The sequence below is a fragment of the Paenibacillus sp. NMA1017 genome (assembly GCF_058895805.1).
The window spans coordinates 21,379-35,492 of the sequence record NZ_JBZXYR010000018.1; the positions used below are offsets into that span (position 1 = coordinate 21,379).

10 protein-coding genes and 1 other annotated feature are annotated in these 14,114 nt (G+C 45.7%); all 10 genes read left to right on the forward strand.

Annotation, left to right across the window (positions count from 1 at the left end; all coding sequences use genetic code 11):
- The first annotated feature begins 56 nt into the window (after positions 1 to 56).
- The 10 genes from rplA to fusA all read left to right on the forward strand — a co-directional run bounded on the left by rplA (position 57) and on the right by fusA (position 14,074).
- On the forward strand, positions 57 to 749 hold the full coding sequence (rplA, locus tag AC5ELV_RS24920) for a 50S ribosomal protein L1 (protein ID WP_013312169.1): 693 nt from the start codon (positions 57 to 59) through the stop codon (positions 747 to 749).
- A gap of 68 nt (positions 750 to 817) precedes the next feature.
- Positions 818 to 969 (forward strand) — a sequence feature (ribosomal protein L10 leader region).
- Positions 970 to 1,043: 74 nt separating this feature from the next.
- Positions 1,044 to 1,547 (forward strand): 50S ribosomal protein L10, encoded by a 504-nt coding sequence (gene rplJ / locus AC5ELV_RS24925; protein ID WP_013312168.1) that lies wholly within the window; start codon positions 1,044 to 1,046, stop codon positions 1,545 to 1,547.
- 68 nt (positions 1,548 to 1,615) lie between these two features.
- A complete protein-coding gene (rplL, locus tag AC5ELV_RS24930; protein ID WP_010348819.1) occupies positions 1,616 to 1,981 on the forward strand; it encodes a 50S ribosomal protein L7/L12 in 366 nt (121 codons plus the stop codon).
- Positions 1,982 to 2,129: 148 nt separating this feature from the next.
- The gene (locus tag AC5ELV_RS24935) at positions 2,130 to 2,732 is read left to right on the forward strand and encodes a class I SAM-dependent methyltransferase (protein ID WP_493432304.1); all 603 of its coding nucleotides are present in this window, start codon (positions 2,130 to 2,132) and stop codon (positions 2,730 to 2,732) included.
- A 355-nt stretch (positions 2,733 to 3,087) separates the two neighbouring features.
- Positions 3,088 to 6,633 carry a DNA-directed RNA polymerase subunit beta gene (gene rpoB, locus AC5ELV_RS24940; RefSeq protein ID WP_061831396.1) on the forward strand — a complete coding sequence of 1,182 codons (3,546 nt, stop codon included), beginning with the start codon at positions 3,088 to 3,090 and terminating at the stop codon, positions 6,631 to 6,633.
- Positions 6,634 to 6,773: 140 nt separating this feature from the next.
- Positions 6,774 to 10,388, forward strand: coding sequence for a DNA-directed RNA polymerase subunit beta' (gene rpoC / locus AC5ELV_RS24945; RefSeq protein WP_013312165.1), 3,615 nt, complete (start codon positions 6,774 to 6,776; stop codon positions 10,386 to 10,388).
- 218 nt (positions 10,389 to 10,606) lie between these two features.
- Complete coding sequence (locus AC5ELV_RS24950; protein ID WP_007432588.1) at positions 10,607 to 10,858, forward strand: ribosomal L7Ae/L30e/S12e/Gadd45 family protein; 252 nt, start codon at positions 10,607 to 10,609, stop codon at positions 10,856 to 10,858.
- Positions 10,859 to 11,004: 146 nt separating this feature from the next.
- Positions 11,005 to 11,427 (forward strand): 30S ribosomal protein S12, encoded by a 423-nt coding sequence (gene rpsL, locus AC5ELV_RS24955; protein WP_007432587.1) that lies wholly within the window; start codon positions 11,005 to 11,007, stop codon positions 11,425 to 11,427.
- Between the two features lie 50 nt (positions 11,428 to 11,477).
- Positions 11,478 to 11,948 carry a 30S ribosomal protein S7 gene (gene rpsG / locus AC5ELV_RS24960; RefSeq protein WP_007432586.1) on the forward strand — a complete coding sequence of 157 codons (471 nt, stop codon included), beginning with the start codon at positions 11,478 to 11,480 and terminating at the stop codon, positions 11,946 to 11,948.
- Positions 11,949 to 11,995: 47 nt separating this feature from the next.
- Positions 11,996 to 14,074 carry an elongation factor G gene (fusA, locus tag AC5ELV_RS24965; protein ID WP_029514491.1) on the forward strand — a complete coding sequence of 693 codons (2,079 nt, stop codon included), beginning with the start codon at positions 11,996 to 11,998 and terminating at the stop codon, positions 14,072 to 14,074.
- Positions 14,075 to 14,114: the final 40 nt, after the last annotated feature.

A 14,114-nucleotide genomic window follows, 5' to 3' on the forward strand; every position in this document is an offset into this window, starting at 1 on the left:
CTGTCCGGCAAGTGTGGGAGGAATATCCGCTAATACCACATAAGGAGGAAAACATTATGGCTAAACATGGTAAGAAGTACCTGGAAGCTGCTAAGCTGATTGACAGCGAAGCAACTTACGAGCCTTTAGAAGCCGTTGAACTGGTGAAAAAGGCTGCGACTGCTAAATTCGACGAAACCGTTGAAGCAGCAGTTCGTCTGGGCGTAGATTCCCGTAAACAAGACCAGGCTGTTCGTGGTGTTGTTGTCCTGCCACATGGTACGGGTAAAACACAACGCGTTCTGGTATTTGCAAAAGGTGACAAAGTGAAAGAAGCGGAAGCGGCTGGCGCTGATTTTGTTGGTGATCAAGATATGATCAACAAAATCCAACAAGGCTGGTTCGAATTCGACGTCTGCGTTGCGACACCTGATATGATGAGTGAGGTTGGTAAACTGGGTCGTTTGCTCGGTGGTAAAGGTTTGATGCCTAACCCTAAAGCAGGCACAGTTACTTTCGACGTTGCCAAGGCTGTTCAAGAAATTAAAGCCGGTAAAATCGAATACCGCCTCGACAAAGCTGGTCAAATTCATGCGCCAATCGGCAAAGCTTCCTTCAGTGCTGAACAGCTGAACGAGAACCTTAAAGCCTTGGTTGAAGCCTTGAACCGTGCGAAGCCAGCGGCTGCTAAAGGTGTATACCTGAAAAACATCGCTATTTCTTCGACTATGGGACCAAGTGCACGTGTGAACGCATCTGTTTACAGATAATATTTTAATTGACATGTTCAATTAAATTTGTTATTCTATAAAAGTTGTGAGTCCTTGTGACTGACCATTAAAGTTGAATATGCTTACCGTAGACAGTAGGTGCCTTCGGGCTTAATTTCCTACCGAGGTGTTATGATAGAACGTTTCATGTGACGGGCTTGTCCCGTCCATGTAGATTTATCAAGCCTTCGTACTCTACGGAGGCTTTTTTCATGCTTATGAAAGCAAGCTTTGTAAGATCACCAGATCGGGTGCTTCAAACAAAGCGGATAAATTGATCAGGAGGTGTACAGTTTGGCAAATGCAAAGGTGATTCAAGCAAAACAAGAAGCTGTTGAAGTTGTAGCTGCAAAATTGCGCGAGAGCGTAACAACTGTGGTTGCAGACTATCGCGGTCTGAATGTTGCCCAAGTAACTGAGCTGCGTAAGCAGCTTCGCGAAGCCGGAATCGAATTTCAAGTGCTGAAAAACACACTGCTCCGCCGTGCAACTGCGGCAGCAGAATTGACTGAACTGGACGCAGTATTGACAGGTCCTACTGCAATCGCGTTCGGCAAAGATGATGCAGTGTCTGCAGCTAAAATCTTGAACGATTTCGCTAAGAAGAACAATGCACTGGAACTGAAAGGTGCAGTTGTAGAAGGTCGCGTTATCGGTGTTGAGGAAATCAAAGCACTGGCAGAACTGCCATCCCGCGAAGGTCTCCTTTCCATGCTCCTCAGCGTGCTTCAAGCTCCTGTGCGCAACTTCGCGCTTGCAGTTAAAGCTGTTGCAGAAAAAGAAGAGCAAAGCGCATAAGTTAAGGATTAAACCTGCTGTATAGCAGTTGAGAACAAAAAAATACGAATTTAAATGGAGGTTCAACCATGAGTAAAGAGCAAATCTTGGAAGCAATTAAAGGTATGTCCGTATTGGAACTGAACGATCTCGTGAAAGCAATCGAAGAAGAATTCGGCGTAACTGCAGCAGCTCCAGTAGCTGTAGCAGGTGGCGCAGCAGGTGGCGCAGCTGAAGCTGAGCAATCCGAATTCGACGTAATCTTGACGAGCGCTGGCGCTTCCAAAATCAACGTTATCAAAGCAGTTCGCGAAATCACAGGTCTTGGCCTGAAAGAAGCAAAAGAACTGGTTGACAACGCTCCAAAACCATTGAAAGAAAAAATCGCTAAAGAAGAAGCTGAATCCATTAAAGCAAAATTGGAAGAAGCAGGCGCTTCTGTAGAAGTAAAATAATTGACTGCTTTCTAGCAGACAATGAACTAAAACAAACCCCTTGAGGTGATCTTCAAGGGGTTTGTTGCTGTAAAACGGTAGTACCAGCATGTCTGAAAGGTTATTGTAAAGGCTATGCTGGTAGTACAACCGAAAGAGGTGGGCATGAATGGCTGATCATTATTACTCCAAGCGGCCAGAGACGGCGCATGAACGACGGAGCCTGGAAACAGTGCTGCGGGGGCGGTCATACCGTTTTGCTAGCGATTCAGGCGTTTTTTCGAAGCAGGGAATTGATTACGGGAGTCGTGTGCTGATTGAAGCGATGCAGCTTCCTGTACAAGCCTCGGTATTGGATGTAGGATGCGGTTACGGGCCGATCGGTTTGGCGGCAGCCGCGCTTGTCCCAGAGGGACACGTCACAATGGTTGATATTAATGAGCGAGCCGTTCAACTAGCGATAGAGAATGCGGAACGTAATGGGGTTAAGAATGTCACCATTAAGCAAAGCGATTTGTTTGCGGAAGTGAAGAATGAACGTTTTGACGTAATCTTGACGAATCCTCCTATACGTGCAGGAAAAGAAACGGTGCATACCATTTTTGAGCTTGCTTATGAGCATTTAAACGAGGGTGGAGCTTTGTGGGTAGTCATTCAGAAAAAGCAGGGGGCCCCTTCGGCGAGTGCTAAGATAGAGAGCCTTTTCGGTCATGTGGAGGAAGTTACAAAGGATAAAGGTTATCGAATTTTGAAGGCTGAAAAAAGTTTTTGAGAAAATGCAATAGGACCATTGACTTGAATCCTGGTCTGTGATATTATTATAAAATGTCAGTATTAGGATGCCCTCCATGGCTTTAGTTTATTGAAATGTCAATAGATTTATGCGTAGTAGGTATAGTATTTCTCTCTATTACGTATAATACAACCATTTTGGGCAAATCTACAAGTGATGAAGATCTTCCGGTAAGAGGATTCTGCAGATACGGTGCTCTTTTTTCGAATGCATTCGAGTAAGGGCTTTTCTGTATTTGTAAGATTGAATCTTCTGTCTGTGTCTTATTATAAGGTCACAAACAGAGGTTCGCAATGTATTTTTAAAGTGAGTAGACATGAGGGGTGAGTTTAAGTTGGCAGGACATCTTGTTCAATATGGTCGACGCACTCGGCGCAGTTATGCACGTATTAATGAGGTACTCGAGGTTCCGAACCTGATTGAGATCCAACAAAAATCCTATGATTGGTTTTTGGAGGAAGGATTACGGGAAATGTTTCGGGATATTTCTCCAATTCAGGATTTCACTGGAAATCTGATTCTGGAGTTTATCGACTATTCTCTCGGAGAACCCAAATATACCGTTGACGACGCAAAGGAACGCGACGTTACGTATGCAGCACCGCTTCGGGTAAAAGTCCGGCTTATTAATAAAGAAACCGGGGAAGTGAAAGAGCAGGAAGTATTCATGGGAGACTTCCCGCTGATGACTGAAACGGGTACGTTTATTATTAACGGTGCGGAACGGGTTATTGTCAGCCAGTTGGTTCGCTCTCCCAGCGTCTATTTCAGCACAAAAGTCGACAAGAATGCGAAAACAACATACACCGCAACGGTAATTCCTAACCGGGGGGCTTGGCTCGAACTGGAGATGGATGCGAAGGATATTATCTATGTCCGGATTGACCGTACCCGTAAAATTCCGGTTACGGTGTTGCTGCGTGCGCTGGGCTTTGGCACTGATGCTGAGATTCTGGATTTGCTCGGCAATGACGAATATATCCGCAACACACTTGATAAAGACAACACGGATTCCACGGAAAAAGCGCTGATTGAAATTTATGAGCGTCTTCGTCCGGGTGAGCCGCCTACACTGGATAACGCAAAGAGCTTGCTAGTTGCGCGCTTCTTTGATCCAAAACGATATGATCTGGCTAACGTAGGCCGTTACAAAATCAATAAAAAGCTTCACATCAAAAACCGCCTATTCAATCAAAGACTTGCTGAGACTTTGATTGATACAACAACTGGTGAAATCATTGCTGAAGCCGGACAAATGGTGGATCGCCGCCTGTTGGACGAGATTTTGGCCCAACTGGAGGAATCAGTAGGACATCGTACGTATCATGTTGCGAGTGGTGTGCTGGAAAGCAATGATATTCCACTTCAAACGATCGATGTATTCTCACCAATTGAGGATGGTAAAGTAGTAAAACTGATTGCTAACGGAAATATTGATAAATCGGTTAAGAATATTACGCCTGCCGATATTATTTCCTCCATCAGTTATTTTATTAACTTGCTTCACGGAATCGGAAGTACGGACGATATTGACCATTTGGGTAACCGTCGTTTGCGTTCTGTAGGTGAGTTGCTTCAAAACCAGTTCCGTATCGGATTGTCCCGTATGGAACGCGTGGTGCGTGAAAGAATGTCGATTCAGGATGCTAATGTAATTACACCACAAGCGTTGATTAACATACGTCCGGTAATTGCTTCGATTAAAGAGTTCTTTGGTAGCTCGCAGCTGTCTCAGTTTATGGATCAGACGAACCCGCTTGCTGAATTAACGCACAAACGTCGTCTGTCCGCACTCGGACCCGGCGGTTTGACGCGCGAACGCGCGGGCATGGAAGTGCGTGACGTCCATCCGAGTCACTACGGCCGTATGTGTCCTATCGAGACACCAGAGGGACCAAACATTGGTTTGATCAACTCTTTGTCCACTTTTGCACGCATCAATGAATACGGATTTATCGAAGCTCCTTATCGTTGGGTAGATCCAAAAACCGGAAAAGTTACAGACCAGATTGATTACCTGACTGCTGATGAAGAAGATAACTACATCGTAGCTCAGGCGAACGCGGAATTGACGGAGGAAAACACCTTTAAGGATGAGGTCGTCATTGTCCGTTATAACAAACAGTCTGATAACATTATTCCGATGGCTAGTAGCCGTGTCGATTACATGGACGTATCGCCAAAACAGGTCGTATCAGTTGCGACAGCACTGATTCCGTTTCTGGAGAATGATGACTCTAACCGCGCATTGATGGGTTCCAACATGCAGCGTCAGGCTGTCCCGCTTCTGATTCCGAAGTCTCCATTAGTCGGAACAGGAATGGAGCATAAGTCTGCGAAAGATTCCGGTGTTTGCGTTGTATCCAAATACAACGGAGTTATCGAACGTTCTTCGGCTAACGAAATTTGGTTGCGTCGTATCGAAACTGTAGATGGCGCTGAAGTGAAGGGCGACATTGTTAAGTATAAATTACACAAATTTATGCGATCTAACCAAGGAACTTGCATCAACCAACGTCCGATTGTGAACAGAGGAGATATTGTCAAAGTTGGCGATATTCTTGCGGATGGTCCATCTACAGAGATGGGTGAGTTGGCGTTGGGACGTAACGTTGTCGTTGCCTTCATGACTTGGGAAGGTTACAACTACGAGGATGCGATCCTGCTGAGTGAGAAACTGGTTAAGGAAGATGTATACACCTCGATCCATATTGAGGAATACGAATCCGAGGCTCGTGACACGAAACTTGGTCCTGAAGAAATCACCCGCGACATTCCAAATGTCGGTGAAGAAGCGCTTCGCAACTTGGATGAGCGTGGAATCATTCGTATTGGTGCCGAAATCGGTGCAGGTGACATTCTCGTTGGTAAAGTAACACCTAAAGGTGTGACTGAATTGACAGCTGAAGAACGTCTCTTACACGCAATCTTTGGTGAGAAGGCACGCGAGGTTCGCGATACTTCTTTGAGAGTTCCTCACGGAACAGACGGGATTGTTGTAGATGTAAAGGTGTTTACACGTGAAAATGGTGATGAACTGCCACCGGGTGTAAATCAGTTGGTTCGTGTATATATTGCTCAAAAACGTAAAATCTCCGAAGGCGATAAAATGGCTGGACGTCACGGTAACAAGGGTGTCGTTGCTCGTATTTTGCCTGAAGAAGATATGCCGTTCCTGCCAGATGGCACACCAGTACAGGTCGTTCTAAACCCGCTGGGCGTACCTTCACGGATGAACATCGGGCAGGTACTTGAAGTCCATTTGGGTATGGCTGCAATGCGTCTTGGTATTCATGTGGCAACTCCAGTATTCGATGGTGCCAAGGAGTATGACGTATTTGATACGATGGAAGAGGCAGGCATGCAGCGTAATGGTAAGACTGTGTTGTATGACGGACGTACAGGTGACCGTTTTGAACGTGAAGTTACTGTCGGTGTCATGCACATGATCAAACTGGCGCACATGGTCGATGATAAAATCCATGCTCGTTCTACAGGTCCTTACTCTCTCGTTACGCAACAACCATTGGGTGGTAAAGCTCAATTCGGTGGACAACGCTTCGGGGAGATGGAAGTATGGGCATTGGAAGCCTACGGCGCAGCGTACACGCTTCAGGAAATTTTGACTGTGAAGTCTGACGATGTGGTTGGACGTGTTAAAACTTACGAATCCATTGTCAAAGGTGAAAATGTACCTGAACCGGGTGTTCCAGAATCATTTAAGGTCTTGATCAAAGAGCTGCAAAGCTTGGGTATGGACGTGAAGATTCTGTCTGAAGATGAACAAGAGATCGAAATGAGAGAGCTTGATGATGAGGATGACACAACCGGCGATAAGCTGAGTTTGAATCTAGAAGGCTCTGAGGTTGGCGTAGAGTAGTTTGACTGCTGACTGACTCATATCAGCTTTGTTATATACCTTGATCCATTCTAGGATGGATCAGGTTTCTTGATACCGCCCGGTGCTGCTGGGCGGTATCAAACCTAAAAACTCAGGATTTGGTTAAGGAGGGTTGCTCCTTGTTGGACGTTAACAATTTCGAATATATGAAAATCGGGCTTGCTTCCCCCGAAAAGATTCGTTCTTGGTCCCGCGGAGAAGTCAAAAAACCGGAGACGATTAACTATCGTACGCTTAAACCGGAAAAAGAAGGACTATTTTGCGAGAAAATTTTCGGACCTACGAAAGACTGGGAATGTCATTGCGGTAAGTACAAACGTGTACGCTATAAAGGTGTTGTCTGTGACCGTTGTGGAGTAGAAGTTACTCGCGCTAAGGTGCGCCGTGAGCGTATGGGCCATATTGAGTTGGCTGCTCCTGTATCGCACATTTGGTACTTTAAAGGCATTCCAAGTCGTATGGGTCTTGCTCTTGATATGTCTCCAAGATCTCTGGAAGAGATCATTTACTTCGCATCTTATGTTGTAACCGATCCAGGAGATACGCCTTTGGAGAAAAAGCAACTCCTGTCCGAGAAAGAATACCGTAGCTACCGTGAGAAATACGGCTATGGCTTCCAGGCAGGTATGGGTGCTGAAGCAGTTAAAAAGCTTCTTCAAGATTTGGATATAGACAAAGAGTTAGAATTCTTGAAAGAAGAGCTACGTACAGCTCAAGGACAACGTCGTAACCGTGCGATCAAACGCCTTGAAGTTATTGAGGCATTCCGTAACTCCGGCAACCAGCCGGATTGGATGATCATGGACGTACTTCCTGTTATTCCTCCTGAGCTTCGTCCAATGGTACAGTTGGATGGTGGTCGTTTCGCTACCTCTGACCTTAACGACTTGTATCGTCGTGTTATTAACCGTAATAACCGTCTGAAACGTCTGTTAGATCTAGGTGCGCCAGATATTATCGTACAAAATGAAAAACGGATGTTGCAGGAAGCTGTTGACGCCTTGATTGATAATGGTCGTCGTGGTCGTCCTGTTACAGGTCCAGGTAATCGTCCTTTGAAATCCCTCAGCCACATGCTGAAAGGTAAACAGGGACGTTTTCGTCAGAACTTGCTCGGAAAACGTGTTGACTACTCTGGTCGTTCCGTTATCGTTGTAGGTCCGTACTTGAAAATGTATCAATGCGGTTTGCCAAAAGAAATGGCACTGGAACTGTTCAAACCTTTTGTTATGAAAGAACTGGTGAACAAAGGTTTGGCGCACAATATCAAGAGCGCGAAACGTAAAGTAGAGCGTGTAAGTGCAGAAGTATGGGATGTGCTGGAAGAAGTAATCAAGGAGCATCCAGTTCTTTTGAACCGTGCCCCTACGCTGCATAGACTCGGTATCCAGGCGTTTGAACCGATTTTGGTTGAAGGTCGTGCGATTCGTCTGCATCCGCTCGTATGTACTGCATATAATGCCGACTTTGACGGTGACCAAATGGCTGTTCACGTTCCATTGTCTGCTGAAGCTCAAGCTGAAGCTCGTTTGCTTATGCTGGCATCCGGCAACATCTTGAATCCGAAAGACGGCAAGCCAGTTGTTACTCCTTCCCAGGATATGGTTCTTGGTTCCTTCTATCTGACTATGGATAACAAAGAAGAAGAAGGAAGCAATATGATCCTTCGCAACATGAATGAAGCTATATCGGCTTACCAACGTGGTACAGCTGGTCTTCATGCTCGTGTAGCCATTCCGGTTAAAGCTTTGAATAAAACGAGCTTTACGGAAAAACAACAAGAAGCAATGTTGATTACAACGGTTGGTAAAATTATCTTTAATGAAATTTTCCCGGCAAGCTTCCCGTACATCAATGATGCAACCCGTGCGAACCTGCTTTATGGTACTGCGGAGGAGTTCTTTGTTTACGAGAAGGGTGTAAATCTTACAGAAGCTATTCAAAACGCTCCGCAAGCTAACGGGGTAGGCAAGGATTACCTTGGTAATATCATTGCCCGTTGTTTTGAGACTTACCATACAACAGAAACAGCTGTAATTTTGGATAAAATTAAGCAGCTTGGCTTTACGTATTCCACTCGTGCAGGGGTAACTGTTGCAGTATCGGACGTAATCGTGCCGGTGGAAAAACAAGAGATTCTTAAGGGCTCCGAAGATAAAGCGCAAGTTGTGACGAATCAGTACCGTCGTGGTCTGATTACGAATGAAGAACGCTATGACCGGATTATCGACATTTGGTCTAAAGCGAAAGATGATATTACCGAAGTATTGATGAAGTCCATGGATCGCTATAACTCCATCATGATGATGGTTGACTCCAAAGCGCGGGGTAACAAATCACAGATTACTCAGCTCGGCGGTATGCGTGGTCTGATGGCCAATCCATCCGGGCGTATTATCGAACTCCCAATCAAATCAAACTTCCGTGAAGGTCTGACAGTACTCGAGTACTTCATCTCCACTCACGGAGCGCGTAAAGGTTTGGCGGATACAGCCCTTCGTACGGCTGACTCCGGTTACCTGACTCGTCGTCTCGTAGATGTGGCACAGGATGTTATCGTGCGCGAAGAAGACTGCGGAACGGATAAAGGCTTCACAGTAAGTCGTATCCAGGACGGTAAAGAAGTAATTGAGGATCTTTATGACCGTCTGGAAGGTCGCTATTGCTTTGAAACGGTGCGTCATCCTGAGACTGGCGAGATTTTGGCTAGACGTAACGAACTGATTGACTCCGACAAAGCTGAAGCGATTGTTAAGGCTGGTGTACACAAAGTTCAAATTCGTTCTGTATTAAGTTGCCGTGCTAAACATGGCGTCTGCAAGAAATGCTACGGTCGTAATCTGGCTACTGGTAAACACGTTGAGATTGGTGAAGCAGTTGGTATCATCGCTGCACAATCCATTGGTGAGCCAGGAACACAGCTTACTATGCGTACGTTCCACACAGGCGGCGTAGCGGGTGACGATATTACACAAGGTTTGCCTCGTATCCAGGAGCTTTTTGAAGCACGTAATCCTAAAGGTCAGGCAACTATTAGTGAAATTGACGGTACAGTTAAAGAAGTTCGTGAAGGTAAAGATCGCCGTGAGATCGACATTCAGGGTGAAGCCGAAACGAAAACATATTCAGTAACGTATGGTTCCCGCCTACGCGTAAGCGAAGGTATGACTGTTGAAGCTGGGGACGAACTGACAGATGGTTCGATTGATCCTAAAGAAATGCTGCGTATTAAAGGTATTCGAGGGGTGCAGAACTATATCCTTCAGGAAGTTCAACGTGTATACCGGAACCAGGGCGTAGAAATCAACGACAAGCACGTAGAAGTTATGATTCGTCAAATGTTGCGTAAAATCCGTATCATTGATGCGGGCGACACGATCTTACTTCCAGGCTCCTTTGTTGATGTCCATGAGTATGAAAATGCAAACAAGATAGCGATTCTCAGCGGCCAAGAACCAGCGGTAGCCAAGCCGGTACTGCTCGGTATTACCAAGGCATCTCTGGAAACTGACTCCTTCTTGTCAGCAGCATCCTTCCAGGAAACTACCCGTGTCTTGACTGATGCAGCTATTAAAGGCAAGGTCGATCAGTTGCTTGGACTGAAAGAGAATGTAATTATTGGTAAATTGATTCCTGCGGGAACAGGTATGAACCGTTACCGTAGCGTGAAATTTGCTCAACCGGAAGAGGGGCAGTCTCCATCTGAGGAGCTCGAACCAATTTCGGCCGAGTAATATAAAAATAGTATGATTGCCGGAACACCGTAGACATAAGCTTTGCATAAAAGCTACAGCAGACGGTGCTCCGGTGTTTTTTTCAAAAATGAATCGTACTATACTGTTTAAATTAATTATAGTTTATAATTGTCTTGACATTACTTATAGTCAATGCTAATATAGCAAAGGTGCGTGAGCAGCCTATATGCTATTGGGTCTTTTCGGAGGAATGAGATATGTCTAAAGAACAAGGACTGCAAGATGCTCATGTCAAAATCGGTACCAAACAAACCATTCGTATGGTAGAATTGGGCTTTGCCTCAGAAGTATATGTGGCAGAAGACGCAGATCAGCGTCTCACTTCCAACATCATTGCTTTGTGCAACAAGCAAGGAGTCAAGGTGACTCTCGTAGACACAATGAAAAATCTCGGAGCTGCATGTGGGATTGAAGTGGGAGCCGCAATGGCTGCTATCGTAAAACAATAGGGTAAGGAACGTTTTTGTCTAAGGAATATTGTTATTCTTGGCGGCAAAGACTTTTCATTTGTTCTTTTATGAACCGCCTGGGTCTGTGGGCTTAGATAAGGTTTGTAAAGTAACAGCAAAAATTGAGGAAGGGGGTGGCAACCAACATGCCAACTATTAACCAACTGGTTCGTAAAGGACGTCAAGCCAAAATCGAGAAATCGAAATCACCGGCTTTGCAAAAAGGTTTTAATGCCTTGAAACGTGAAGCTACCGACATCAGTGCCCCGCAAAAACGCGGAGTGTGCACTCGTGTAGGTACTATGACTCCGAAAAAACCAAACTCCGCACTTCGTAAATATGCTCGTGTTCGCTTGACGAACCGTGTAGAGGTGACTGCTTACATTCCAGGTATTGGACATAACCTTCAAGAACACAGCGTAGTGCTGATTCGCGGCGGTCGTGTAAAAGACCTTCCGGGTGTGCGTTACCATATCGTTCGCGGTGCTTTGGATACTGCAGGCGTGAACAACCGCATGCAAGCTCGTTCCAAATACGGCGCAAAACGCCCTAAAGCTAAAAAATCCTAATGAATATAAACCGCGTATGTCGGTTTAACATGTAAGAAAGGGGGATATCCATGCCACGCAAAGGTCCAGTTACCAAAAGAGACGTGTTGCCAGATCCGGTATACAACAGCAAGTTGGTTACCCGCTTGATCAACCGCATCATGCTCGACGGAAAACGAGGCGTTGCTCAAAGCATTCTGTACAATGCGTTCAAGCTTATCCAAGAACGTACGGGGAATGACCCGATGGAAGTTTTTGAAGCAGCTATCAAGAATATCATGCCAGTCCTGGAAGTTAAAGCACGCCGTGTCGGCGGTGCCAACTACCAAGTACCAATCGAGGTAAAACCAGAAAGACGTACGTCCCTGGGATTACGTTGGCTCGTAAACTACTCCCGCAACCGCGGTGAGAAAACCATGGAAGAGCGTTTGGCGGCTGAAATTATTGATGCTTCCAACAACACAGGCGCTTCCGTGAAAAAACGTGAAGACACGCACAAAATGGCTGAAGCGAACAAAGCGTTTGCTCACTATCGTTGGTAGGATTCAGCTCAAAAAAATAACTTCAATTTTGAAGGGAGACCCATTTCATGGCAAGAGAGTTCTCCTTGAAAAATACACGTAATATCGGGATCATGGCTCATATTGACGCGGGTAAAACCACAACAACAGAGCGGATCTTGTTCTACACAGGCCGTACGCACAAAATCGGTGAAGTTCACGAAGGCGCTGCGACAATGGACTGGATGGAACAAGAACAAGAGCGCGGAATCACGATTACTTCCGCTGCGACGACCGCTGCCTGGAAAGGTCACCGCGTCAATATCATCGACACCCCGGGGCACGTTGACTTCACTGTTGAAGTTGAACGTTCCCTTCGTGTATTGGACGGAGCAGTTGGTGTTTTCAGTGCGAAAGAAGGCGTTGAGCCTCAGTCCGAAACCGTATGGAGACAGGCTGATCGCTACGGCGTTCCACGGATCGCATATGTAAACAAAATGGATATCATTGGTGCCGACTTCCTGAATGTTGTCTCTGACATGCGTGATCGCCTTCAAGCGAACGCAGTTGCGATTCAATTGCCAATCGGCGCAGAAAATGATTTTACTGGTATTATCGATATCGTTGAACAAAAAGCTCATATGTACAAAGATGATCTTGGTCAAGATATCGAAGAAGTAGAAGTTCCTGCGGAATTCAAAGATCAAGTTGAAGAACTTCGTAATGAATTGATCGAGAAGGTTGCTGAACTGGACGAAGAATTGACAATGAAATACCTGGAAGGCGAAGAAATTTCGGTTGCCGAAATTAAAGCCGCTCTCCGTAAAGGTGTTGTAGAAGTTAAAATCTTCCCAGTTATCTGTGGATCTTCTTACCGCAATAAAGGTGTTCAGCTGATGTTGGATGCTGTTCTAGACTATTTGCCGGCTCCTATTGATGTGCCAAGTATTCAAGGCCATTTGGAAGACGGTACGGAAGTTGAACGTCACTCTTCCGATGAAGAGCCATTCTCCGCATTGGCATTCAAAATCATGACGGATCCTTACGTTGGTAAGTTGACATTCTTCCGCGTATACTCCGGTGTTCTTCAATCCGGTTCTTACGTATTGAATGCAACAAAAGGTAAACGCGAACGTATCGGACGTATTCTTCAAATGCATGCGAACAGTCGTCAAGAAATCACTGTAGTTTACTCTGGTGATATTGCTGCTGCCGTAGGTTTGAAAGATACAGGTACAGGTGATACACTGTGTGATGAGAAGAGTCCTGTTATTCTCGAGTCCATGAACTTCCCTGATCCGGTTATCGAAATCGCGGTTGAGCCTAAAACCAAAGCTGACCAAGACAAAATGTCTGTAGCTCTCGGTAAGTTGACTGAAGAGGATCCAACTCTTCGCGCTCATACTAACGAAGAAACAGGTCAAACCATCTTGGCGGGTATGGGTGAGCTTCACTTGGACATCATCATTGACCGTATGCGTCGTGAGTTCAAGGTAGAAACAAATGTGGGTAAACCACAGGTTGCTTACCGTGAAACGTTCCGTGCTCCAGCACGTGTCGAAGGTAAATTCGTTCGTCAGTCCGGTGGTCGTGGTCAATATGGTCACGTATGGGTTGAGTTCGAACCGCTCGAGCCAGGTACTGGTAGTCAATTCGAAAGTAAGGTAGTCGGCGGCTCTGTTCCTAGAGAGTATATCGCTCCTGCTCTTGCTGGTATTGAGGAACAAATGAAAAACGGCGTTATCGCAGGCTTCCCGCTTGTGGACGTTAAAGCTACAATCGTGGACGGATCATACCATGATGTCGATTCCAATGAAATGGCATTTAAAATTGCCGGATCAATGGCGCTGAAAGCAGCGAAAGACAAATGTAAACCAGTATTGCTCGAGCCGATTATGAAAGTTGAAGTAACGGTTCCTGAGGAATATATGGGTGACGTAATGGGTATGTTGAACTCCCGTCGTGGTCGGATTGAAGGTATGGATTCCCGTAGTGGAGCTCAAATCATTCGTGCGAAGGTGCCTTTGTCCGAAATGTTCGGATACTCGACTACACTTCGTTCCGGTACACAAGGACGCGGCGTGTTCTCCATGGAACTCTCTCATTATGAAGAAGTGCCGAAGAGCATTGCTGAAGAAATCGTTGCCAAAACCAAAGGCGGCGAGTAATACAATGTATCAGCTGACCGGTATGCTTAAGGTTTTATCA

Coding starts and splice junctions, on each gene's coding strand:
- rplA (WP_013312169.1), top strand. CDS start 57: ATGGCTAAACATGGTAAGAAGTACCTGGAAGCTGCTAAGCTGATTGAC.
- rplL (WP_010348819.1), top strand. CDS start 1,616: ATGAGTAAAGAGCAAATCTTGGAAGCAATTAAAGGTATGTCCGTATTG.
- AC5ELV_RS24935 (WP_493432304.1), top strand. CDS start 2,130: ATGGCTGATCATTATTACTCCAAGCGGCCAGAGACGGCGCATGAACGA.
- AC5ELV_RS24950 (WP_007432588.1), top strand. CDS start 10,607: ATGTCTAAAGAACAAGGACTGCAAGATGCTCATGTCAAAATCGGTACC.
- rpsL (WP_007432587.1), top strand. CDS start 11,005: ATGCCAACTATTAACCAACTGGTTCGTAAAGGACGTCAAGCCAAAATC.
- rpsG (WP_007432586.1), top strand. CDS start 11,478: ATGCCACGCAAAGGTCCAGTTACCAAAAGAGACGTGTTGCCAGATCCG.
- fusA (WP_029514491.1), top strand. CDS start 11,996: ATGGCAAGAGAGTTCTCCTTGAAAAATACACGTAATATCGGGATCATG.